Raw genomic sequence first — 21,588 nt, forward strand, 5'->3', positions numbered from 1 at the left:
GGCTGCCGATATGAGCACGGATCTCCACGGGCGCACCCAACGACTGGAATTGTCCGACCAGACGCTACGCGACTTCGAGGCGGTCGTCCTGGACGCCACCCCCGAGGGGATCGTGCTGAGCAGGTCGGCATTCTATCCGGGCGGAGGCGGCCAGCCGGCGGATCACGGAGTTCTTATCTGGCAGGGCGTGGAGACCCGCATCGCCGGGGTGCGCAAGGGTGACGACCTCTACCTGATCCCGGCCGAGGGCGACCCGATCCCGCCGGTGGGCACGGTGGTCAGGGGCGCGGTGGCCGACGCGCGGCGCTCGGCCCTCATGCGCACCCACTCGGGCCTGCACGTGTTGTGCGGGGTGGTGTTCAGGGACTACGGCTGCCTGGTGACCGGCGGCAACATGGACGAGCTCAGCGCCCGCATGGACTTCAACCTGCCCGAGGTGCCGCCCGGCTTCAAGGAGGCCGTGGAAGACGCGTGCAACGCCGAGATCGCCGCCGACCGGCGCATCGACGTGCGGGTGCTGCCGCGCGCGGAGGCGTTCGCGATCCCCGACATCGTGCGCACGGCCACGAACCTGGTGCCCGAGACCGTCGAGGACGTGCGCATCGTCGACATCGTGGGCCTGGACACGCAGGCCGACGGCGGCACCCACGTGGCCTCGACCAAGCAGATCGGCCACATCAGGGTCGCCAAGATCGAGAGCAAGGGGCGCGGCTTCCGCCGCCTGCGCATCCAGATCTCCGACTAGCCGATCACCTTGGCCAGGCCGTCGAGCAGCGGGCCGAGCCCGAACTCGAAGAGCCGGTCGAGGTCCAGGTCGAACTCGCCCAGCTCCGCGAAGTGCCCGGCGAGGGCGGGGGTGGAGGTCGTGACGGCGCGCAAGAGCTCCTCCTGCCGGCCCATCCACTCCTCGTCGGTGACCCCGGTGGCGCCCCTGGCCCGCCGCTCCAGCTCGATGTGGGCGGCGATGCCCTGCACGTAGGCGTAGACGAGGATCTGGACGTACATCCTGGTCGGGGCGTCGAGGCCGGTCTCCTGCAGCGCCTCCATGACGAGCGCGGTGTGCGCGAGCAGCCCGGCCGACGGCAGCGGCCGGGTCAGCGGGGTGACGCCGGCCATCCAGGGGTGGGCGCGGTAGGCGGCCCACTGCAGCCGCGCCGAGGTCTCCAGCCTGGCCCGCCAGCCCGGTGGCGCCTCCTCGGGCAGCGGGAACTCGGCGATGGCGGCGTCGACCATGAGCATGACCAGGTTGTCCTTGCTCTCCACGTGGCGGTAGAGGGACATGGTGGCCACGCCGAGCCGGTCGGCGACCGCGCGCATGGTCAGCTCGGACAGCCCTTCGGCGTCGGCGATCTCGATGGCCGCCCGCACGATGCGCTCGCGCGCCAGGTCGTGGCCCGGCCCGGCCGGCCCCGGCCGCCGCGCGGCGCGGCCCTGGGCCACGACGGTGCCGACGCGCGGCTCCGCGACCACGACGCCCTCATGGGCCAGCAGCGTCAGCGCCTTGGCGGCGGTGGCCAGGGCGACGTTCCAGTCTCTGGCCAGTTGCCTGGTGGAGGGCACCCGCTCTCCCGGGCGGAGCCTGCCCTCGGCGATGCGCCGCTTGATGTCGGCGGCGATGCGGGCGTGCGGCGGGGCGGTCATCAAACCTCCTGTACTAGTACAGATCCTCCCACTATACCGTTGCCACCTGCTGTATGTACGCCATACATTCAGTTATGCGTACGACGTCAACACACAGGGAGCATGTCATGAAGAAGGTTCTCGTCTCCGGCGCCAGTGTCGGCGGCCCGGTCCTGGCCCACTGGCTGCGGCGGCACGGGTTCGAGGTCACGGTGGTCGAGCGGGCGCCCGCGCCGCGCAAGGGCGGGCAGGCCATCGACATCAGGGGCGCGGCGCTGACCGTGGCCGCCCGGATGGGCGTGCTGGACCGGATCAGGGAGCTGCGCACGACCATGCGCGGCATGTCGATGGTGGACAGCGCCGGCAACGAGCTGATGCGCGACGAGGAGGCCACGCTCAGCGGCGGCCGGTTCGACAGCCCGGACGTGGAGATCATGCGCGACGACCTCAACGCCGTGCTCATCGCGGCTAGCGAGGCCGAGTACGTCTACGACGACTCCATCGCGACCATCGGCGCGGACGGCGAGGTGACGTTCGAGAGCGGCCGGCACGGCCGCTACGACTACGTCATCGGCGCCGACGGCCTGCACTCCAACGTGCGCCGCCTGGTCTTCGGGCCCGAGCGGCAGTTCCTGCACCACCTCGGCACCTACGTGTCCATCTTCACCGCCCCCAACTTCGCCGGCCTGGACCACTGGCAGACCTGGTTCAACGAGGGCGAGGCCGGCGGCGCGGTCTTCAGCGACCGCGACACCAGCGTGATGCGGGTCAACCTCGGCTTCAGGTCAGAGGTGATCGACTACGACCATCGCGACCTCGGCCGGCAGCGGCGGCTCGTCGAGGAGCGTTGCGGCGGCGTCTGGGAGGCGCCCAGGCTGCTGGAGGCGATGTGGCAGGCCGACGACTTCTCCTTCGACTCCATGGCGCAGGTGAGGATGGAGCGCTGGTCGAAGGGGCGGGTGGCGCTCGTGGGCGACGCGGGTTACTGCGCGTCGCCGCTGTCCGGGCAGGGCACGAGCCTGGCGATCGTGGGGGCGTACGTGCTGGCCGAGGAGCTCGGCGCGGGCGGCGACGACCCCTTCGAGCGGTACGAGCGGCGCATGCGCCCCTTCGTCGCCGCCAACCAGGCGCTCGCCTTCGAGAACCCCGGACAGGGCGCCTCGCCGGAGAGCGTCCAGCGGGCGGCCACCGCCATCACACTGGACTGACCGGGACGAACCGATACGATTTTCCGCCATGGGTATCAGATCCACGATGGCCGCCCTGGGGGCCACCGCTGTGGCGTTGACCGCCGCCCCCGCCGCCCCCGCCGCCCTCGCGGCGGAGGCCGGGACGACGAACGAGGTGACGATGACCCTCGGCAAGGACGGCACGCTGCACGTGGTCGAGAAGATCAGCGGCGCGTCGGGAGAGCTCAAGCGCACCTTCATCACCCGGACGCGGCACGACGACGGCCACGACCGGCTCTACCGCGTCTCGAACGTCAAGGGCGGCACCCTCTCCGGTGACGTGCTCACCGTGACCGGCCAGACCGTCGAGTACGACGTGCAGGGCGCGGTCATGTCCACGGGCGGCGTCGAGGAGCTGCGCTGGTTCGCCGTCAACGGCTGGAACCAGCAGGTGGCCAAGGCCACGGTCAAGGTGACCGGCCCCGGCCAGGTGCAGAACCTGTCCTGCTTCGCCGGCGAGCTCACCTCCGCCATCGGCTGCACCTCGGCCACCATGGACCACGCCGCCACCGAGGCCGGCTTCGAGCAGGAGAACATCGCCCCCGGCCAGGCCCTCACCGTCGTCGTCGGATACCCGAAGGGCTCGAGCGCCGGCACGCCGATCCTGGACCGGCGCTTCTCGCTGGCGGCCGCGTTCACCCTCGACGCCGTCACCGGCGGCGCCCTGGCCGGCCTGCTGGTGCTGATGCTCGGCGGCGTGGCCCTGCTCTACTGGACGCGCGGCCGCGACGCCCGGGTCGCCGGCCACGAGTCCGGCCCGGTCGACGCGGTGCGCAACGGTCACTTCTCCCCGCCCGACGGGGTGCGGCCCGGCCAGATCGGCACGCTCGTGGACGAGCAGGCCGACGTCGTGGACGTGACCGCCACCATCGTGGACCTCGCGGTCCGCGGCTACCTGCGCATCGACGAGCAGCCCCGCCAGACCTACGACGCGCCCGACTGGATGCTGGTCAAGCTGCCGGCCGCGCCCGTCGAGGCGCTGCTGCCGTACGAGCGGGCGCTCTACGACGCCATCTTCGAGGGGCGGGACGCGGTGCTGCTGTCACATCTGTCCGGCTCCTTCGCCGCCCACCTGGGCAAGGTGCGCGACGCGCTCTACGCCGACGTGGTCAGGCAGGGCTGGTTCGCCCGCCGGCCCGACACCGAGCGCACCCGGTGGACCACGATCGGCGTCGTCCTCATCGGCGTGGGGCTGCTGGCCACGGTGGCGCTGGCCTGGTTCACCACGTACGGGCTGCTCGGCCTGGCCGTCGTCATCGCGGGCGGCGCGCTGGCCGTCGGCGGGCAGTACATGCCGGCCAAGACCGCCAGGGGCTCGGCGGCGCTGGCGCACACGATGGGCTTCCGGCAGTACCTGCTCTCGGGCGAGCTGGGCGACGTGCCCGAGCGGCAGCGGGTGGAGCTGTTCTCCCGCTACCTGCCGTACGCGGTGATCTTCGACGGGGTGGAGCACTGGTCGCGGGTGGTGGCCTCGGTCACGGGCAACGGCCACCAGGCCGACAACCTGTACTGGTATCACGGGCCGGCGGAGTGGGACCTGTCCAAGTTCGCCGGGTCGATGCGCACGTTCACCACGACGACCTCGGGCGCCATCTCGGCCACCCGTCAGTTCCGCTCCCTCTGACGCGCCCCTTTCACAGTGGGGCCCGGGGCTCCCGCCGGAGGGCTCAGCGCACCCGCAGCTCGCCGACGGGCCGGCCGCCGCCCAGCACCGCGGGGGCGCCCAGCTCGGCCAGCTCGGGCGCGTCCAGGCCGAGTGAGCGCAGCGCCGCGACGGTGACGGGCACGCGGGCGCGCTGGAAGCCGTCCTCGATCTTGACGGTGCCGGCGCGCCCGTCCTCGAACACGAACGCGTCGAACGCCTCCGCCCCCGCCTTCACCATCAGCCCCGGCAGCGCCCGCATGAGCTTGGCCTCGGGCCGGTCGGTGCCCGACGTCCACTCGGGGTGGGCGCGCATGGCGTCGAAGATCTTGCGTTCGTACGAGTCCTCCGACGACAGCGGGAACGCCCGGAACGCCTTGGTCACCCCGAGCATCGAGACGAAGAACAGCGGCGCGCCACACCCGTCCACGCCCGAGGCCGCCACCCGCTCCCCGGTCAGCTCCTCCACCGTCTCGCGGATCGCCCGCTGGAGCGGGTGCGCCGGCTCCAGGTACGTCGTCAGCGGCCAGTCGTTGGCCACGCAGGTGGCCAGCATCGCGGCGTGCTTGCCCGAGCAGTTCATGAACACCCGCCCGCGCTCCGTCACCGCCCGGTCGGCCGGATAGTCCTCCGGGCACAGCAGCGCCGACTCCTCCAGCCCCGCGCCCGCCAGGATCTTCCTGACGCCGTCCACGTGGAAGGGCTCGCCCGAGTGCGAGGCGCAGGCCAGCGCGAGCAGCTCACCCTCCAGCCGCAGGCCGCTGCGGAGCATGCCGAGGGCCTGCAGCGGCTTCATCGACGACCGTGGCGAGGCCGGCACGTGCACCGCGCCCCTGGTCTCGACCGGGCGTCCTTCGGCGTCCACGGTCAGCATGCGCGCGTGATGCGTGGACTCCACGAACCCGGACCGGACGACTTCCACAATCACCGACATTTCACTTCCTCCTTTTCTCCTGGTCCAGAATGGGGTCCCATGCGAGCAGTCGTACAGAGAGTCAGTTCGGCCTCCGTCGAGGTCGAGGGGCGCACGGTCGGGGCGATCAGCGAGCCCGGCCTGCTCGTCCTGGTCGGCGTCACCCACACCGACACGGCCGCCGAGGCCGCCAAGCTCGCCGCGAAGCTGTGGGGCCTGCGCATCCTGCACGGCGAGAAGTCCTGCTCCGACGTGTCCGCGCCGCTGCTGGTGATCAGCCAGTTCACCCTGTACGGCGACGCGCGCAAGGGCCGCCGGCCCACCTGGCAGGCCGCCGCCCCTGGCCCGGTCGCAGAGCCGCTGGTCGAGGCCGTGGTGGCCGAGCTGAGGGCGCTGGGCGCGCACGTCGAGACGGGCGTCTTCGGGGCCGACATGAAGGTGTCGCTGGTCAACGACGGCCCCATCACCCTCGTCCTGGAGACCTGACCCGCCCCGACCGATGAGCGCGCCGCCCGGACGAGTGACCGGGCGGCTCTTCCTCGGGGCCGGTGGAGGCTAGCGGATGCGGCGGCGGAGCGACGGGTCGATGGTGACGTTGCGGCCCGCGTCCGGCGGCACGACGATCTCCTGGGCGGCGGCCACCCCGCCGGCCAGCAGCGGCGCGTCCACCGGCACCGTACGCTTGATCACCGCCAGCGCGATCGGGCCCAGCTCGTGGTGCCGGGCGGCCGAGCCGACCACGCCGACCTCCTGGCTCTCGAAGATCACCGGCGCGCCGTGCGGGGGCAGCGTGTCGACGCTGCCGTCGAGGTGCAGGAAGACCAGGCGGCGCGGCGGATGCCCCAGGTTGTGCACCCGGGCCACCGTCTCCTGGCCCCGGTAGCAGCCCTTGCTGAGGTGCACGGCCGTGCCGATCCAGCCCACCTCGTGGGGGATCGTCTTGTGGTCGGTCTCGAAGCCCAGCCGCGGCCGGTGCGCCTCGATCCGCAGCGCTTCGTACGCCCACAACCCCGCCAGCGGCCGGCCCAGGTGGTCGGCCAGCTCGGCCCGCGGCACCAGGAAGTCCTCATCGGCCGTGGACAGCACGGCCAGGTCGTCGGCCCGCGAGACCTCCACGCGCAGCATGAACCGCATGCGGTCGAGGTAGTCGACCAGGCTCTGCGCGGTGCCCGGCTCGACGTGGGCCAGCATGCTCTCGCCGTCGTCGACCAGCGTGAGGTGGTGCAGGACGTGGCCCTGGAGGTCGAGGTCGAGCGTCTGGGTCCACTCGCCCGGCCGCAGCGTGTCGAGCTTCTGCGAGGTCAGGTCGTTGAGCCATTTCAGCCGGTCCGCGCCCGCGATGCGGACCACCTCGCGGTTGCTGCGGTCGACGACCGCCTCTCCCTTGGACAGCGCGCGCTGCTCGGCGAACAGGTCGCCGTAGTGCGCGGCTACGTCGGAGTCCGGGGCGTCCGCCGCGACGGCGCCGGGGAGGTCGAGCAGAGGGCTACGCATGCCATCCAGGCTATCTCCGCCCCGGCCGCGCATTTCACCGACCCGGCGGCGGCGTGGCGCGGTGGTTCGGCCGTGGTTCGGTGGCGGCTCAGCGGCAGTTGCGGCAGCGGCCGAAGACGGTCAGGTGGTGCACGTCCGCGACGAAGCCCATCTCCTCGTCCAGCCCCCTGACCAGCCCCTCGGCCAGCTCCGGCCGCACCTCGAACACCTCGTCGCAGCCCCGGCACACCAGGTGCACGTGGTCGGCCTCGCTGGCCAGGTGGTAGGTCGGCGCGCCGTGGGTGAGGTGCGTGTGGGTGACCAGGCCGAGCTCTTCGAGCAGTTCCAGCGTGCGGTAGACGGTCGAGATGTTCACGCCGCGGGCCGTCTCACGGACCTTGACGCAGATCTCCTCGGGGGTGGCGTGCTCCAGCTCCTTGACCGCTTCGAGTACGAGCTGACGCTGCGGGGTGACCCGGTAGCCCTTCGCGCGAAGTTCCTCATGCCACTGCGTCTCGGTCATGCCCCGAGTCTAGGCGCTGAGAATCGCTGCCTGCGGTGCACCGCTGAACGCGGCCCACCGTAGGCGCTGAGAATCGCTGCCTGCGGTGCACCACTGCGGGAGGTGCTCAGAGCCCCTCGTGAGGGGCGTGAGGATATTCACTTGCCCCTTTCGCGGAGAAGCGCATAGCTTCTTGGGTACGCGGAAAGGAGGTGGTCCGAATAATGGATAGTCATAGTCGGGCTAGCGAGGTGGTTGTCCGCTGACCTCGCGGACTGTTGTCTCGTGACGGCACAGCGAATACGAGGCAACCACCGGGGCCCCTGGCAGCCGGAGGGCGGGACACGGCTCCCGACCATGGTCCATCCGGCCCGCCTGCACCATGGCAGGCGGAGTGTTGCCCGGGGCCCTTCTTCATTTCCCCGCGAGAGCGGCTCCCCGCGAGCACGGTGACCGCCGCGAGTCAGTGTTCGCCCGCCGAGATCACCGTTCGCTCGCCGCGAGATCAGTGTTCGCCGCGGGCGGGGATGCCGAGCTTCTCGCAAGCCTCCCGGTAGAGCCGCACCACGGCCTTGCGCACCTGGGGCCGCTCGGTCAGCGTCTCTCCCCACGGCACGCGCACCCGCTCCCCGCCGTCGATGGTGAACGTGATTGCCTCCGCGTCGACGTCGCTCGTCAGCGCGGTCTGCGCCTCGGGCCGCCCGCCGAGGCCGCGCACGATGATCAGCCCGTCCTCGGCGTGGTCGTCGTTCATGTGACGCTTGATCGCCTCGATGGCGTCGGCGGTGAACGGATTGCTCATCAGGCGACCTTCTTCAGCTCTGCCGACATGTGGTCCGTGAGCGGGTGGCCGACCGCGGCCATCTCGTAGGCCCACATCAGGTTGCCGTTGACCAGGCCGTAGAGCCGGTGGCCGGCGGTGTATTCCTTCGCCGAGGCGGTGCGTGCCACCACGTCGGTGCGCAGCTCGATCTTGTGGAAGACGACCTCACCGATGTAGATCTCGACGATCCCGGTCGGGTGGGAGAGCAGGACCTCGATCTGCCGGTCCGGTTGTGTCCGCCAGTAGCCCGACTCGGTCGCCAGCGGCTTGACGCGGTTGCCGGCGTCGTCGAGCAGCCATGTGCGGCTCACGTAGGTGAGGAACGGCTTGCCGTTGTGCCCGAACTCGATCTCCTGGCCGAAGTTGAAGCTCTCGATCGTGGGGTAGCCGCCCACGCCGGCGCCTTCCCACCTCCCCAGCAGGAACGCGATCGGCTCCAGGTCGGGGTGCACCTCAGGTTCTTCCATGCTCCCCAAGCGTAGTGGCGCGCCGCGAGCGTACGGCATCGCCGGTGCGCCCCCATCCCGGCCGCACCGGGCTAGGGTGACGGATATGGCACGTTCACTGGTGATCAAGGTGACCGCGGGGGCCGACGCCCCCGAGCGCTGCAACCAGGCGTTCACGGTCGCGGCAGCCGCGCTCGCGAGCGGCGTATCCGTCTCCCTGTGGCTGACCGGCGAGTCCTCGTGGTTCGCGCTGCCCGGCCGGGCCAAGGACTTCACCCTGCCGCACGCCACGCCGCTGGCCGACCTGCTCGACGTCGTGCTGGCCGCCGGGCGCGTGACGCTCTGCACGCAGTGCGCCGCCCGCAGGAACATCACCGTGGACGACCTCATCGAGGGCGTCCGCATCGCGGGCGCGCCGTCGTTCGTCGAAGAGGTGACCGCGGAGGGCGTCCAGGCCCTGGTCTACTGACCGCCGGGCCGGTTCGGTGACGATCGCGGCGTGCGGGCCCCGGGCTACTGACCGCCCTCTTCGGCCAGGGGCGCGCCGGTCTCCAGCAGCGTCTTGAGGCTGGACAGGATCTCCGGCCAGCCGCCGCTGATCCCCTTGCGCACGGCGCTGTCCGGCCCGAAGCCGCCGTGCGTGACGGTCAGCTTGACCAAGTGGTCGAGCCGCTCGATCTCGAAGCTCACCGTGGATCTCGGCTCCGCGCTCATCTCGGCCAGCCCCGCGGCGTCCAGGCCGACGAGCTCCGCGAACTCCGGCGTGAACGTGTGCCAGGTGTAGGCCAGCCGCCTGTACGGCTCGCTCGCGAGCACGACCTGCTCGGCGTCCTTCATCGTGACGCCCCCGAACTCCCAGGTCACCGGCGCGCCCTCGGTCCAGTCGGAGGTGAGCTCGACCCCCCAGTAGCGCCTGGTCCAGGCCGGGTCGGTGAGCGCCTGCCAGAGGCGCTCGGGCGTGGTGCGGATGTAGGTGGTGTAGACGAAGTCCGGGTCCTGCTCCATGGTCGTGCTCTCCAATGCCGTCTTGAGGTCCGCCAGGGCGTTGGCGCGATGGCGGTCGTAGCGGTTGATCCAGCGCTCGGCGATGGCGTTGATCGGCACCGCGTTGAGGTAGTGCAGCTTCTCCCTGCCGCGCCGCACGGTGGTGACCAGGCCGGCCGCCTCCAGCACGGCCAGGTGCTTGCTGACCGACTGCCTGGCCATGTCGAGCCCGGCGCACAGCTCGCGCAGGGTCTGGCCGTTGCGCGCGTTGAGGCTGTCGAGCAGCCTGCGGCGGCTGGGGTCGGCCAGCGCCTTGAACACCTCGTCCATCTGTCGCCATCCCAACATGCAGCCGTCCGGCTGCCTTTTGCAAGATATGCAGCCCACCGGCTGCCTGTCAAACTTCGGCACGCACACGAACGGCCCCGGACCCGGTTGCCGGGCGAGGGGCCGTACGGGATGAGGCGGGATCAGCCCTGGAAGGCCGTCAGCCCTGGAGGACCGTCAGCGCTGGGAGGCCGTCAGCCCTGGAGGACCGTCGCCAGGCGCTCCTTGCGCAGGGCCTCGTAGCGGGAGTCGTCGAGCGGCGCGAGCTGCCCCACCCGCCACGACAGCAGCAGGTCCGCCAGCGCGGGGTTGCGGGCCAGCGCGGGGCCGTGCAGGTAGGTGCCCACGACGTGGCCGGCGTAGCAGCCCTCGAAGCCGTCGCCGTTGCCCACGCCCTTGATCGTCTTGGACAGCGGCCGGACGCCGGGGCCGAGGTGGGTGACGCCCATGTGGTTCTCGAAGCCGGTCAGCGCGGGCAGGTTGAGCGCGGCGTCCACCTCGGCGACCAGCTCGCCCACCGCTCGCGCGGGCCCGCGCGAGCTGGAGATGTCGAGCAGCCCGATGCCGTCGACCGGCTGCCCCTCCTCGCCGCCGAACGTGCTGCCCATGATCTGGTAGCCGGCGCACACCGCGAGCATGGCCGCGCCGCGCGCGATGGCGCGGTGCAGGCCGCCGTCCCTGCGCAGGCGCTGGGCGGCCAGGATCTGCGGGCGGTCCTCGCCGCCGCCGATCAGGTAGATGTCGCCGGTCTCGGGGATCGGGTCGGCCGAGCGTACGTGGATCGTCTCCGTGAGGATCCCCCGCCGCTGCGCGCGCTGCTCCAGCACCAGCACGTTGCCCTGGTCGCCGTAGGTGCTCAGCAGGTCGGGGTAGATCCAGACGATGCGAAGGGCACTGTCAGACGGCACGGCCGAACTCCGATCGGATCTGCTGGAAGGCGGTGTAGTTGGCGATCACGTCGACCCGCCCCGGTGGCTGCATGGCCAGCGCCTCGGCGAACGTCTCGCACAGCGTGAACGGCACGTCGGCCACGTCGAGCCGGAGCGCCAGGTCGAGGCGGCGCTCGCCGGTGACGAAGACGGGACGCCCGCGCAGGATGCGGTAGTCGACGTCCCACAGCCAGGAGGTGTCGCGGCCGTCGGGGCCCTGCGCGTTGACCGACAGGATGATCGGGAGCTGCGGGTCGGCCACGTCGAACGCCTCCAGCCAGCCCGCCGGGTTCTTCGACAGCAGCAGCCGCGCGAACCGGCCGTCACGCTCGACGGTGGTGTAGCGGCCCGCGACCGAGGTGACCTCGCGCAGCCGGGGCAGCGCCCGCTCCACCGGCACCCCGAACGCGTTCGCGACCGCCAGCGCCATCACCGCGTTGGAGCGGTTGGCCTGGCCCGGGAGCTGGATGTCGAGCAGCCACCGCTGCCCGCGCGGGTCGATCGCCGCGTCGCCGTCGACCACCCACTGCGGCTCCGGCCGGTGGAACGTGCACTCGCGGCACGCCCAGTCGGCGTCCTTGCGGTCGAGCGGGCCGCCGCACTCGGGGCAGCACCAGGAGTCTTCCTTCCACCGCTGCCCGCCGGCCACCCAGGTCACCTTGGCGGCCGTGGAGGCGCCCCAGGTGACGAGCGGGTCGTCACAGTTGGCGATGACGTGGGTGGGCTTGCCCTCCAGGGCCCTGCGCCACTTCTGGGCCAGCAGCCAGATCTCGGCGGCGCGGTCCATCTGGTCGCGGCTGAGGTTCATCAGGCAGACGACGCTCGCGCCGGTGGTGTTGAGCACCTCGGGCAGGTATTTCTCGTCCACCTCCAGCACGCCGTAGGGGGCGCGCTTGTGCTGGGAGAGCGCGGAGACGTGGCCGGCGGGCATGTTGGCCCCGAAGGCGTTGGTGGCCACCTCGCCGAGCTCCAGCAGCGCCGAGGTGATCAGCCTCGTCGTGGTGGTCTTGCCGTTGGTCGCGCTCACCAGGGCCAGCTTGCGGTCCCGGGCCAGCTGGCGCAGGAGGTCAGGCTCGAGGAGCAGGCCGACCCGCCCGCCGATCACCGAGCCGTCACCACGCCCGGTCATCCTGGACAGCGTGGCGGCGCTGCGGCCCAGGGCACTGGCGAGCTGGGCCCGCAGAGGAAGCTGGGTCATGTGCATGGATCCTAGTCGGCGTTGGCCCATAGTCTGGTGACGCACGCGAAAACGGGGCGCTTCCCGCCTCCCGGCCCACCGGTCCCACGGGTCCCACGCCCTGTGCGGGCTCGGCCCGGACGGGCTCGGCCCGGGCTCCGGCTCAGCCTCGGCGGGCTCAGGAGCCCGGCGGTTCGGCGAAGGCCATCTCCGGCGCGCCGCCGCTCTCGAACGGCAGCACGAAGCGGCGCGGCCACGACAACACGCTCTCCAGCCAGCCCGCCCCCATCGTCTGTCCCACGTGCCTGATCCTGGCCGCCGCCTCGACGCCGATCGCGACGGTCATGATGTCGCGCTGCACGGCCTCGTGCTCGTCGTCGCCGAGGATCACCCGCCAGGCCAGCGCCCGGTTGTGGTCCACCTCCATCGACAGCGGGTGGTGGCGCAGCGCCTTGGCCCGGTGGCCGAGCAGCTCGGTCTGGGCGGGGTCGGCGCCGCTCTGGGGGCGGAAGAGGGCGTACTCCATGGGCGGGGCGGGGCTGCGCAGGTCCGGGGCGGGCCGGCCGTACGGGAAGAGCCGGTCCACCTCGTGCAGCCAGCGCACCTGCGGGATGACCCAGGAGGCCCCCGGCCGGTCCCCGCCGCCCTCGGTGCCGGCGAGCAGCCGGCCGGCGGTGCCGGCGGCCTTCTCCGTCAGCAGCGCCGGGTCGAACCAGGTGCGCAGCGACCACGCGCGGCGCTGCACCGAGCGCTCGATCAGCGTGGCGAGCAGGCACTCCCTGCGCCGCGCGGGCAGCTCCGCCCAGGCGGCCGACAGGGCGCGCGGCACGCCGGGCAGCGGCCGGTTGCCGACGTAGGCCAGCACGACCGTGTCGCACCAGATGCGCAGCCACGCCCACTCGGCCGCGCCGCCGAGCACGTCGGCCTCGCGCAGCTCCATGAGCGTGCACGCCTGCCCGGTGCGGCACTGCGCCCCGCACGCCGCCGACCTGCGGCCCCGGATGGGCGGCGGCGGGCCGGGCAGCGCCTTCTCCCTGGCCTCCCCCAGCGGTACGCGCACCCGCAGCGGCCGGTCCATCCCGTCGGCGAAGACGGCGGCGCAGCCCGGCTGGAGCGAGACCACGTGGCGGGACTGCTCGTCGCTGAGGTTCATGGCGGCGCCGACGAGGTTCCTGTCGTCCTCGGCCGGCAGGCGGTGCACGACCTTCAGCGCGGTGTTCTTGACCACGTCGGAGACGAGCTTGGTGGGGATCTGCTCGGCCACCACGATGCCCTCGCCGTACGCCCTGATCTCGGCGAGCAGCCCGGCCAGCAGCTCCACGGCGTGCGTGGAGGCCCGGCCGTGCCCGCGGTCGCGCAGCAGCCGGTGCGCCTCCTCGATCACGATGACGTGCCGCAGCCCGGCCGAGCGCTCCTTCCTGGCGCGCATGCGCAGGTGCTCGACGATCCGGATGATCAGGGTGCCCATGAGGAACGCCTTGTCCTCGTCGTTGGCCACGTCCTCGATGGCCAGCACGACGTCGCGTTCCAGCAGCCCGCCGATGTCGGCGGGATGGCCGCCCTCGAAGAAGCGGCCGGCCGAGCCCACGCGCAGCGAGCGCAGCCGCAGCGAGATGAAGCCCTCGACGTCGGCCTGGACCTCGCGGCCGTAGCCGATCTCCTTGATGACGTCCATGGCGTGCTGCTGGAGCTGTTCGAGGGTGGGGACGGTGGGCGGGACGTTCGAACCCGGCACGGCGCCGCCGGTGACGACGTCCCAGCCGGTGGCCTCGTAGACGCGCTGCAGGGCCAGCGACATGATCTGCGGGAACGGCTCCTCGGCGTCGAACGCGGCCATGAACAGCGCCCTGACCATGTCGATGTGCGCCTGGACGGGGTAGCCGGGCTCGGGTTCGAGCGGGTTGACGCTGAACGGCACGCCGTCGGGCGCCGACGGGTTGATCACCGTGACGTCGTTCTCGACGCGGCCGGCCATGGCGGCGTACTCCGACTTGGCCGGCTCGATGGCCAGCCACGGGATGCCGGTCCTGCTGAGCTGCTCCAGCAGGTGCCGTACGGTCTGCGACTTGCCCGAGCCGGTCGCCCCGGTGACGAACGCGTGCCGGTTGAGCGTCGTCAGCGGCACCCGGAACGAGCCGACCCCCCGGTCCTGCCCGTCGAGGATCTCGCCCAGCTCCAGCTCGCCCCCGTCGGCCCCCTCGCCGGACTCGGAGGTCACGTCGAAGAAGCCCGACTCCAGCACGCGCAGGCCGGGCACCTCGCGCCGGGGCAGCCCGGCCAGCGCGGCCAGCGCCCCCGCGGTGGCGGCGAACGGGGCGGCGGCGCCGTCGGCCGGGTCCTGCATGGTGACGGCCAGGGCCTCCGACAAGGGGTAGGCGGCGCCGTGCGAGCTGCGCAGCCGGTACGGGTGGTGGCTCATCTCCACGGACCCGACGAGCACGGGCGCGATCTGCCGCAGCTCGTCGGCGGTGCCCGCGCCGGCCAGCACGCGGACGTTCCAGAGCCCCGCCTCGCGGAAGGCGTCCAGCTCCTGCATGCGGCGCTCGGCCCGTTCGGCGTCGAAGCGGGAGCGCTCGGAGGAGTCGCCGTACTGCCGCAGCACGTTGAGCTGGGTGCGCAGGTGCGCCACCTCGGCGTCGAGCAGGTCGGTCGGCTGGGCCACCACCAGCCAGGCGAACGGCCGCGACATCAGCGTCACCAGCGTCGACTCGAACAGCGTCGGCCGTCTCAGCTCGTCGGGGTCGAACTCGCGGCCCCTGCCGCCCAGCGGCGGCGCCTGCCGGCCGGGGCACGGCGCCCACACCAGGTCCGCCAGGTCGGCCGGATAGCCCTCGTCGAGCCGCGTCCCGCGCGCCCCGCCGGGAAACAGCAGCGGCTGCGGCCCGCTCGGGTCGTCGGGCGCGTCGGTCGCCCTGCGCGGCTGGCGCGGCGGCGACAGCGGCCCCGCGTTGGTGATGAGCTCGAGGGGCGCCCCCGAGCCTCGCGACAGCCAGCCGATGACGAACGGCCGATCGCGCTGCGCCGCCGACAGCACCGCGGGAAGCACGGTGACGAAATCCCATTCGGCCGACGAGCTTCGCGAGGGTGCTGCGATCGACTGAATTCGATACCAGGGCCCGCTCAGCGTCACACTCGGCTGCATTTCAATCCCCCACAGACGGTTCTTTGTTAAATTCCGCCAACCGTCAGCTCGTCACCTTGACATTGACCATGTCATTGCCTGCCCTTGCGCCAGTCCAGGCGTGGCGGTGGTGGCCCGAGGTTCGGCGGCGGCTCGCCGTTGCCGCTTCCGTCCCTGGCGTCCGGGTCGAGCGCGAGCACGGCGTCGCGCACGTCCTCCAGCTCGCCGAGCGTGGTCTTGGGGAAGGTGAGGATGGCCGGGTTCGCGTCGGCCAGGCGTACGCGCCTCCCTTCGGCGGTGGCGTCCGTGACGATCACGGACGTGGTGGGGAGCTGCTGGAGCCGGTGCGGCTCGACGAGGAACTCGCGCGAGCGCTGCAGCACGCGCTCCTTCTCCGAGATCTTGTCGGCGGTCCTGCCCCATTCGGTGGACTCGGTGATGTCCTCCGCCAGGTCGGCGTGGTCGCCCTCGGGCCGCTCGCGCTCGTCGTCGAGCTGGGAGATCGTGGAGGTGTAGCCGCCGTCGAGGCCCGGCAGCGAGTCGCTGATCGTCTCGGTGAGCTGGGCCAGCTCCAGCCGGTGCTCGGTGCCGACGTGCTCGCTGGCGACCCGGGCGTCCTCGGCGTTGCCCAGGCGCATGAACGCGACCGCGGCGTGTCCCCTGCCCAGCCGCTCCCGCACGGTCGGGGTCAGCGACCGGTACGTCAGCACCAGCCCGGTGCGCGACGTCTCGCACGCGTCCATCAGCCGGTCCAGCACGTCGCCCCTGAGCTTGTCCGCCCCCGCCACGATGATCGTGTGGTACCAGGGCCGGTCGGAGGCGGGCGACTGGCGCAGGATGTGGGTCAGCGCGGTGGCCACGTACGTGCCGAGCACCCGGTTGCCGAACACGCCGGCCTGCCGGTCCATGCTCACCACGCGCAGCCGGGCGGGCGGCAGCCGGACGGCCTGCGTGCCCAGCGTCTCCAGCTTGCGCAGCTGCGACTCCAGCGCCCAGGCCCGCTCGATCACCACCCGGTCGCTGACCCCGCGCCCGAACAGCGTGCCGATGCGTTCGAGCTGGGTCGCGGTGATCAGCCCGAACCGCAGGTCGTCGCGCGGGTCGCCCACCTGAGCCAGCGCCCGGAGCGCGGCGGTGACCTGGCTGATGGTGGCGTTCTCGCCGAGCACCTCCAGCACCCGCTCCAGGATCGCGTTGTCGAAGCTGAGGTCGCGGGTGCTGCGGTGCTCCTCGCTGACGCTCACCACGTGCGCCAGCACGTCCGCGAACGCCTCCGGCTTGAGCGTGGCGCCCAGGTCGAGCTTGGGCAGGTCGACGGGCAGCACCCAGACCAGCGGGTCGTCGCCGCCCTTGCGGGCCAGCTCGATGAGATCCTTGGCGACCGCGCCCTCGGACAGGTCCAGCACCGTCAGGTGGCCGCCGCTGTAGAGGCGGGTGGCCCCGAGCAGCGTGATCAGCGCCGACCAGCCGGGTAAGGTGCCGCCCGCCACGTCCACGCGGTCGATCTCGTCGGGCACGGCGACGGCGTACCAGGTGAGCTGCCTGTCGTACCGCTCCTTCGACTCCTGCCACTCGCGGTAGCGCTGGGCGTGCTCCTCCTGGGCCTGGAACAGCTCCTTGTCGCGTTCCCGGCGGCGGCGCTCGTCCCTGGCCCGCTGCTCCAGCACCCGGTACTTCACCGCCCGGTCGCCCTGCAGCAGCGCGTAGCTGCAGATGCCCGCCACGCCGCCGGCGGCGACGAGCCCGACCAGCGCGAAGGACCAGTCGAGGTAGCCGGACAGGGCGATCGCGACGATCAGCACGGTGAGGATGAGCATGACCAGGCGGACGAGCCGGACCGGCCGGTTGAGCATGTCCTCCTGGAGCCGCTCGCGGCGCAGCAGCTCGGTCTCGGCGGTGGTGGGCTCGCCGCCCCTGCCGCCCGGCTCCTCGACGGGCGAGGGTCGTTTGGGTGGCGGGCCGGGGTCGGGATGCAGCAGGATGTACTGCCAGCCCAGGTAGATGCGGTCAGCCTGGAGCTGGGCATGCTCGGGATGCACGTCCGTCACGTGACCCTCCGGCCGCGGATATGTCATGAGGAGTAGGGCCAGCCCTTTCCGCTCCGTGACAGCGTATGAGTTACAAGTGCCGCAGCGGCAGGGTTTCTCGCCAATTCAACCGGCCCGATGGGAGCTTTGCGGCAGATGGGACAGACGAGACCTATTACCATTCGTACCCATGACGGAATCCGCCGGCGGCAGCACTGACAAGCCCAGACGCCCGGTAGCGGTGCCCGTGGTCGCCCTGGTGTCGATGACCGCCCTCGGGATCACCGCTCTGCTGGGCGGGCTGAACGAGGCTCCCGAGGCGCCGGACCCGCTGGGTCCGGGCGCCGTGCTCGATCAGGGCCTGTACTCCACCACATTCGTGGAGTCCCGGCTGACGGTGGAGCCTCCCGCGAACGAGTTCGAAGAGGAGAAGCGGTTCGTGGAGCTGCTCTTCGACGTCACCAACCAGGCGGACGCGACCGTCCCCGTCGGCCTGCCCGCGCAGAAGATCGAGCAGGCGTTCGCCACGACGTCCTTCGCCGGCTCCCTGATCAAGATCACTCCCGCGTTCGGCGAGGGCGCCGGCCCGTTCGCCTACGCCCTGGCCAAGGGCGGCGAGACGCAGCAGCTCCATCCCGGGGTGCGCGCCCAGGTCGTCCTGCGCTACCGGCTCGCCGAGGGCCAGCAGCCGCCGGAGAAGATCACCCTCGACGTCGCCTCCTACGAGCTCCAGCCCGACTTCTACAGCGACGTGCCGAGGTGGCAGATGATCTCCAAGGAGGTGTCCTCCCGCAGGTTCCTGCCCGAGATCAAGGCGCGGGTGACGCTGCCGGTCGAGAAGGGCGCCGCGGCGTGACCGCCACCGAGCAGGCCGCCGCGGTCGCCGGGCCGCCGCGCGGGCGCGGCAGACGGGCCGGACGGCGGCCGGGCGCCGGGAGCCGGCTGCTGAACGCGGTCGCCGGGCTGGTGCTGGTGGGCGGCGCGATCGGGCTCCAGACCTTCGACATGAGCGAGGGCGAGGCCTCGGACGCGCTCAGGTACGGCGGGAGCGTGGGCGAGGACGTGGACGCGCGCCGGTTCACCGTGCGGGTGGACTCGTTCTCGGCGGCCAGGTCGATCGAGAGCCACACCGACACCATCGGGACCGACCACCTGTTCCTCATCGTCAACGCCTCCGCCAAGTCCAGCCTCAAGCCCTACCACCTCGGGCCGGCCACGCTGGTGACGGCCGACGGCAAGAAGTTCGCCGCCACCGACCGGGTGGACCGGGCCGTCACGCTGGCCCGCGCCTGGGTGCAGCCCGACATCTGGGTCAGCGGGCGGTTCGTGTTCGAGGTGCCGGTCTCCGCGCTGGCCGGGGCGAGCGTCGTGATCGGGCTGCCGCCGGCGGGCATCTCGGAGGCGTACCTGCCTGAGGTCGAGGTGGATCTCGGATTGGACGAGGCGGGCGCGCGCAGGCTCGCCGCCTCGGCTCAGGACGTCTACTCGGTGAAGAAGTGATCGGGCCATGAGCACGAACGACGAGCGCGACTGGTTCTCACCCCGCGTCGAGCACCGCCCCGAGACCGCCCCCGGCCCGGAGACCGGCTACCGGTCAGAGACCGACTACCGCCCCGACACCGACTACCGCCCGGACCCCGACACCCGGCCGGACACCGGGTACCGGCCGGATGACGACCCGCCGCCTCCGCCCAGCCCGGTCCCTCCTCCCGGCCTGGGCGCGCCTCCAGGACAGGTCTCCGGCCACGGCGGGGACTGGCGGCCCGGTTCCCACGCCGCGCCCGGGGTCGAGCACGCCGCCGAGCACGGGACCGAGCACGGGGCCGAGCACGAGGCTGGGCCCGCGCTTCCCCGGCGGGGGCGGCGTCGGCGTGCGTCGCGGCCGTTCGAGCAGGAGCAGGAGCGCGGGCCGCACACGCCCTCGCACGGGCTGCCCCGGCACCAGCAGGGCTCCCCCTACGGGCACCCGGAACCGCCCCGTCCCCAGCCCCAGCCCCAGCCCCGGCAGGGGACGCCGTATCCGCAGGACGCTCCCCATCCCCAGGGCACGCCATTCCCCCAGGGCACGCCGGCCCAGGGAACGCGGCCCCAGGGAGCATGGTCGCCGGGTCACGGTCCGTCCGCCCGGCGGGCGCGGCCGGCTCCCTCCGACCAGCAGGTCTGGCCGCCCGCGCCGCGCGAGCCGGCCGGCGGCGCCACCCAGCCCATCCCGGCCGTCCACCCTTCGGCGGGGCCGCTGCGGAACGCCCCCGCGTTCGCCGCCCGGCGGTCCCCCGGCCCCGAGGAGTTCCCCGGATTCGAGGCGCCCCCCGGGTTCGAGGCGCCCGACGCGTCCGGCGATCCCGGGGTGGCCGACCGGCCCGAGGCGGCCGGTGAGTCCGAGGCCGCCGGTGCGGCGCGCGGGGAGCGGGGCTCCTCGCGGCCCAAGCGACGCCGTACGGCGCTGGTGGCGGCGGGCGCGATCGTGGCGTCGCTGCTCACCACCGCCGCCCAGAGCTACGACGGCTACCTCTTCTACGAGAAGACCACCACCAAGGAGACCAGGGAGACCGTGGTCGCCCTGGGCGGGGCGGGGCGGGCGCACGGCATCGAGTACCGGGCCACGGTCGAGCCCACCCAGGCCCCCGAGGGCAGCAGGCACCGCGAGGGGGTGACCTGGCTGCGGATCGACATCACGAAGAAGGTGCTGGACGAGAACAGCGCCACCATGACCGCCCCGCCCGGCGAGATGAAGCTGACGGACGCCGCGGGGCGCACCTGGACGGTGGAGGCGCAGCCGGTCGGGGATCAGACGGACAAGCTGGTGGTGGGCAGGGAGTACCGGATCGAGGGCCTGGCCATCGTGCCCGCCGCCGTGGCGAACGAGGTCGAGCTGAGCTTCCGCCCGAGCACCTACCGCTCCGACACGCCCACGGACGCCCTGTTCGACCGGGAGGCCGTGGAGAAGATGGAGAAGGACGTCGACGTGCTGCGGTTCAGGCGTCGTTGAGCGACCGGCCGCCGACCCTGGCCCGGGTGGCGGCGATGTCGTACGTGGCCGCCAGCAGGGCCATCGTGAGCACGTTGACGGCCATCTTGAACACGAAGTGCAGCGGCGGCCCCTGGTAGGTCCACACCCACTCCTGCTCGCTGCCGATGAGGTGGCGCAGCCCGCGCTCGGCGTACTGGCCGCCGATCTGCACGCCCACGTAGCACAGGCACATCATGCCGAACAGCGGCGCGCCCGCGTTGAACACCATCCGCAGCGAGTTGGCCAGCGGCACCCAGCGGTCCCGGAACCCGCCGGTGACCTGGTCGAACGACTTCTTCGTGAGGTCGTGGCTGCCTTCGAGGCGGTCCACGCCCTTCTCCAGCTTGGTGCCCTTGACCAGCGCGCGGGTGTCGTCGGAGTAGGCGCCGAAGACCAGCATGGCCACGGCGAGCCAGGCCAGGGGCACCGCGACGGCGTCGATGAAGAACGGCCACGCGTCGGCGAACCAGCCGGTGACGGCGTCCCAGACCGGCACGCTCTTCTGGGCCTCGGCGAAGAACTCCTCGGTCCCCGCGACCACGTTGCGGTGCTCCACCCACTCCGAGCGCGCGTCGGCGAAGGCGACGGTGGCGTTCAGCCCGTAGAAGACGAACGCGAACTCGGAGAAGGCGGCGGCGAAGCCGTAGAAGCCGCCCTTGCCCCGCTCGACCATCTTCGCGAACAGCAGCTTCAGCAGGAACGTCGCGACCATGGCGCCGAGCGACACCCGCCAGTCCAGGTCGGTGAGCCCCCTGCCGACGTCGGACTGCTCACCGAACCAGGAGGCCTCCGTCTGGTCGTAGATGTGGTGGGATATGTCCATCTGGTAGACGTCCCTGGCGTCCTCCACGTGGAAGCCCCACGCCAGGTAGAGCACCGCGAAGGCCGGGGCCACCCGGTCGAGGGTCCGGAAGAAGCGCTCGTCCCCCACGCCGTCGTCGGCCCTGGCCCTGATCTCCCAGAGCGCGCCGCGCAGGGTGTACAGCATGCCGGTGGTGACGGTCATCGCGACCAGGATGATGACCGTGAGCAGCGTCATGACGGCGACGAGCCGCACCTGCCGGTAGTCCCCGTACGCCACTTCGACGGCGGCGTAGAGCAGCACGAAGCGCGCCAGCTCGCCGACGGCGAACCAGCAGATCAGCGGCAGGGCGCACTTGCCCGCCAGGCGTAGTGCGTGCAGGGGCAGCGAGTACGGCGACGGCATCTCCTGAGCCGGCGTAGGCCCAGGTCGCGGGGGCGCCGTCACACCTGTCGAACCGGACACCTGTGGAATCGTAGCGTTATGTCCCTGGTAACGCAGCCGCCACTCCCGAACACTCTGCGGCGTCAAGATCATTGAAGCGGCGATCGGGCTTCGCGTGC

20 protein-coding genes are annotated in these 21,588 nt (G+C 72.1%); 8 read left to right on the plus strand and 12 right to left on the minus strand.

Going from position 1 to position 21,588, the window contains the following annotated elements:
* Nucleotides 1–10 precede the first annotated feature (10 nt).
* Nucleotides 11–745: an alanyl-tRNA editing protein gene (locus IO39_RS19540; protein ID WP_043624922.1), complete on the plus strand. Its 735-nt coding sequence runs from the start codon at nucleotides 11–13 to the stop codon at nucleotides 743–745.
* Here IO39_RS19540 and IO39_RS19545 read toward each other — a convergent pair.
* Nucleotides 742–1,641, minus strand: coding sequence for a TetR/AcrR family transcriptional regulator C-terminal domain-containing protein (locus IO39_RS19545; protein WP_043624923.1), 900 nt, complete (start codon nucleotides 1,639–1,641; stop codon nucleotides 742–744). The genes IO39_RS19540 and IO39_RS19545 overlap by 4 nt on opposite strands.
* A 107-nt stretch (nucleotides 1,642–1,748) precedes the next feature.
* On the opposite strand from IO39_RS19545, the gene IO39_RS19550 reads away from it, so the two are divergent.
* Both IO39_RS19550 and IO39_RS19555 read left to right on the plus strand, forming a co-directional pair.
* Nucleotides 1,749–2,828, plus strand: a complete 1,080-nt coding sequence (locus IO39_RS19550; RefSeq protein WP_043624924.1) for an FAD-dependent monooxygenase — start codon at nucleotides 1,749–1,751, stop codon at nucleotides 2,826–2,828.
* A gap of 28 nt (nucleotides 2,829–2,856) precedes the next feature.
* Nucleotides 2,857–4,473: a DUF2207 domain-containing protein gene (locus IO39_RS19555; RefSeq protein WP_245642064.1), complete on the plus strand. Its 1,617-nt coding sequence runs from the start codon at nucleotides 2,857–2,859 to the stop codon at nucleotides 4,471–4,473.
* Between the two features lie 43 nt (nucleotides 4,474–4,516).
* On the opposite strand, the gene IO39_RS19560 is transcribed toward IO39_RS19555, so the two are convergent.
* Complete coding sequence (locus tag IO39_RS19560) at nucleotides 4,517–5,425, minus strand: asparaginase (protein WP_043624927.1); 909 nt, start codon at nucleotides 5,423–5,425, stop codon at nucleotides 4,517–4,519.
* Nucleotides 5,426–5,464: 39 nt separating this feature from the next.
* On the opposite strand from IO39_RS19560, the gene dtd reads away from it, so the two are divergent.
* Nucleotides 5,465–5,890 (plus strand): D-aminoacyl-tRNA deacylase, encoded by a 426-nt coding sequence (gene dtd / locus IO39_RS19565; RefSeq protein ID WP_043624930.1) that lies wholly within the window; start codon nucleotides 5,465–5,467, stop codon nucleotides 5,888–5,890.
* Between the two features lie 69 nt (nucleotides 5,891–5,959).
* Here the strand turns inward: dtd and ygfZ are convergent, their stop codons facing one another.
* From ygfZ to IO39_RS19585, 4 genes are all read right to left on the minus strand, one after another.
* Nucleotides 5,960–6,898 (minus strand): CAF17-like 4Fe-4S cluster assembly/insertion protein YgfZ, encoded by a 939-nt coding sequence (gene ygfZ, locus IO39_RS19570; RefSeq protein ID WP_043624934.1) that lies wholly within the window; start codon nucleotides 6,896–6,898, stop codon nucleotides 5,960–5,962.
* An 88-nt stretch (nucleotides 6,899–6,986) separates the two neighbouring features.
* The gene (locus IO39_RS19575) at nucleotides 6,987–7,400 is read right to left on the minus strand and encodes a Fur family transcriptional regulator (RefSeq protein WP_043624937.1); all 414 of its coding nucleotides are present in this window, start codon (nucleotides 7,398–7,400) and stop codon (nucleotides 6,987–6,989) included.
* Between the two features lie 484 nt (nucleotides 7,401–7,884).
* Nucleotides 7,885–8,181 (minus strand): DUF2470 domain-containing protein, encoded by a 297-nt coding sequence (locus IO39_RS19580; RefSeq protein ID WP_043624939.1) that lies wholly within the window; start codon nucleotides 8,179–8,181, stop codon nucleotides 7,885–7,887.
* Nucleotides 8,181–8,669, minus strand: coding sequence for a heme-binding beta-barrel domain-containing protein (locus tag IO39_RS19585; RefSeq protein WP_043624942.1), 489 nt, complete (start codon nucleotides 8,667–8,669; stop codon nucleotides 8,181–8,183). Before IO39_RS19585 ends, IO39_RS19580 begins: the two co-directional genes overlap by 1 nt.
* Nucleotides 8,670–8,754: 85 nt before the next feature.
* On the opposite strand from IO39_RS19585, the gene IO39_RS19590 reads away from it, so the two are divergent.
* On the plus strand, nucleotides 8,755–9,117 hold the full coding sequence (locus IO39_RS19590) for a DsrE family protein (protein WP_043624945.1): 363 nt from the start codon (nucleotides 8,755–8,757) through the stop codon (nucleotides 9,115–9,117).
* Nucleotides 9,118–9,161: 44 nt separating this feature from the next.
* Here the strand turns inward: IO39_RS19590 and IO39_RS19595 are convergent, their stop codons facing one another.
* The 5 genes from IO39_RS19595 to IO39_RS19615 form a co-directional block, all read right to left on the minus strand.
* Nucleotides 9,162–9,962, minus strand: coding sequence for an ArsR/SmtB family transcription factor (locus tag IO39_RS19595; protein WP_043624948.1), 801 nt, complete (start codon nucleotides 9,960–9,962; stop codon nucleotides 9,162–9,164).
* A gap of 191 nt (nucleotides 9,963–10,153) precedes the next feature.
* On the minus strand, nucleotides 10,154–10,867 hold the full coding sequence (locus IO39_RS19600; protein WP_043624951.1) for a type 1 glutamine amidotransferase: 714 nt from the start codon (nucleotides 10,865–10,867) through the stop codon (nucleotides 10,154–10,156).
* Nucleotides 10,857–12,086 (minus strand): Mur ligase family protein, encoded by a 1,230-nt coding sequence (locus IO39_RS19605; protein WP_043624954.1) that lies wholly within the window; start codon nucleotides 12,084–12,086, stop codon nucleotides 10,857–10,859. Before IO39_RS19605 ends, IO39_RS19600 begins: the two co-directional genes overlap by 11 nt.
* 157 nt (nucleotides 12,087–12,243) lie before the next feature.
* Nucleotides 12,244–15,111 carry an ATP-binding protein gene (locus IO39_RS19610; protein WP_245642066.1) on the minus strand — a complete coding sequence of 956 codons (2,868 nt, stop codon included), beginning with the start codon at nucleotides 15,109–15,111 and terminating at the stop codon, nucleotides 12,244–12,246.
* 167 nt (nucleotides 15,112–15,278) lie between these two features.
* Nucleotides 15,279–17,234, minus strand: a complete 1,956-nt coding sequence (locus IO39_RS19615) for a hypothetical protein (protein WP_043624960.1) — start codon at nucleotides 17,232–17,234, stop codon at nucleotides 15,279–15,281.
* A gap of 169 nt (nucleotides 17,235–17,403) precedes the next feature.
* Here IO39_RS19615 and IO39_RS19620 point away from each other — a divergent pair, with 169 nt between their 5' ends.
* Genes IO39_RS19620 through IO39_RS19630 form a run of 3 tightly spaced genes read left to right on the plus strand, consistent with a single transcriptional unit; the run spans nucleotide 17,404 to nucleotide 20,202 of the window.
* Entirely contained in the window at nucleotides 17,404–18,069 is a 666-nt protein-coding gene (locus IO39_RS19620; RefSeq protein ID WP_157548618.1) for a hypothetical protein, read from the plus strand.
* The gene (locus IO39_RS19625; RefSeq protein ID WP_043624967.1) at nucleotides 18,066–18,713 is read left to right on the plus strand and encodes a hypothetical protein; all 648 of its coding nucleotides are present in this window, start codon (nucleotides 18,066–18,068) and stop codon (nucleotides 18,711–18,713) included. Before IO39_RS19620 ends, IO39_RS19625 begins: the two co-directional genes overlap by 4 nt.
* A 7-nt stretch (nucleotides 18,714–18,720) precedes the next feature.
* Complete coding sequence (locus IO39_RS19630) at nucleotides 18,721–20,202, plus strand: hypothetical protein (protein ID WP_043624971.1); 1,482 nt, start codon at nucleotides 18,721–18,723, stop codon at nucleotides 20,200–20,202.
* Here the strand turns inward: IO39_RS19630 and IO39_RS19635 are convergent.
* Nucleotides 20,189–21,430, minus strand: coding sequence for a hypothetical protein (locus tag IO39_RS19635; RefSeq protein ID WP_043624974.1), 1,242 nt, complete (start codon nucleotides 21,428–21,430; stop codon nucleotides 20,189–20,191). The two genes, IO39_RS19630 and IO39_RS19635, sit on opposite strands and share 14 nt — an antisense overlap.
* Nucleotides 21,431–21,588: the final 158 nt, after the last annotated feature.

The sequence above is a fragment of the Nonomuraea candida genome (assembly GCF_000725485.1).
In the GTDB taxonomy this organism is placed as follows: Bacteria; Actinomycetota; Actinomycetes; order Streptosporangiales; family Streptosporangiaceae; genus Nonomuraea; species Nonomuraea candida.

Coding starts and splice junctions, on each gene's coding strand:
- IO39_RS19540 (WP_043624922.1), top strand. CDS start 11: ATGAGCACGGATCTCCACGGGCGCACCCAACGACTGGAATTGTCCGAC.
- IO39_RS19545 (WP_043624923.1), bottom strand. CDS start 1,641: ATGACCGCCCCGCCGCACGCCCGCATCGCCGCCGACATCAAGCGGCGC.
- IO39_RS19550 (WP_043624924.1), top strand. CDS start 1,749: ATGAAGAAGGTTCTCGTCTCCGGCGCCAGTGTCGGCGGCCCGGTCCTG.
- IO39_RS19555 (WP_245642064.1), top strand. CDS start 2,857: ATGGGTATCAGATCCACGATGGCCGCCCTGGGGGCCACCGCTGTGGCG.
- IO39_RS19560 (WP_043624927.1), bottom strand. CDS start 5,425: ATGTCGGTGATTGTGGAAGTCGTCCGGTCCGGGTTCGTGGAGTCCACG.
- dtd (WP_043624930.1), top strand. CDS start 5,465: ATGCGAGCAGTCGTACAGAGAGTCAGTTCGGCCTCCGTCGAGGTCGAG.
- ygfZ (WP_043624934.1), bottom strand. CDS start 6,898: ATGCGTAGCCCTCTGCTCGACCTCCCCGGCGCCGTCGCGGCGGACGCC.
- IO39_RS19575 (WP_043624937.1), bottom strand. CDS start 7,400: ATGACCGAGACGCAGTGGCATGAGGAACTTCGCGCGAAGGGCTACCGG.
- IO39_RS19580 (WP_043624939.1), bottom strand. CDS start 8,181: ATGAGCAATCCGTTCACCGCCGACGCCATCGAGGCGATCAAGCGTCAC.
- IO39_RS19585 (WP_043624942.1), bottom strand. CDS start 8,669: ATGGAAGAACCTGAGGTGCACCCCGACCTGGAGCCGATCGCGTTCCTG.
- IO39_RS19590 (WP_043624945.1), top strand. CDS start 8,755: ATGGCACGTTCACTGGTGATCAAGGTGACCGCGGGGGCCGACGCCCCC.
- IO39_RS19595 (WP_043624948.1), bottom strand. CDS start 9,962: ATGGACGAGGTGTTCAAGGCGCTGGCCGACCCCAGCCGCCGCAGGCTG.
- IO39_RS19605 (WP_043624954.1), bottom strand. CDS start 12,086: ATGACCCAGCTTCCTCTGCGGGCCCAGCTCGCCAGTGCCCTGGGCCGC.
- IO39_RS19620 (WP_157548618.1), top strand. CDS start 17,404: ATGACGGAATCCGCCGGCGGCAGCACTGACAAGCCCAGACGCCCGGTA.
- IO39_RS19630 (WP_043624971.1), top strand. CDS start 18,721: ATGAGCACGAACGACGAGCGCGACTGGTTCTCACCCCGCGTCGAGCAC.
- IO39_RS19635 (WP_043624974.1), bottom strand. CDS start 21,430: ATGCCGTCGCCGTACTCGCTGCCCCTGCACGCACTACGCCTGGCGGGC.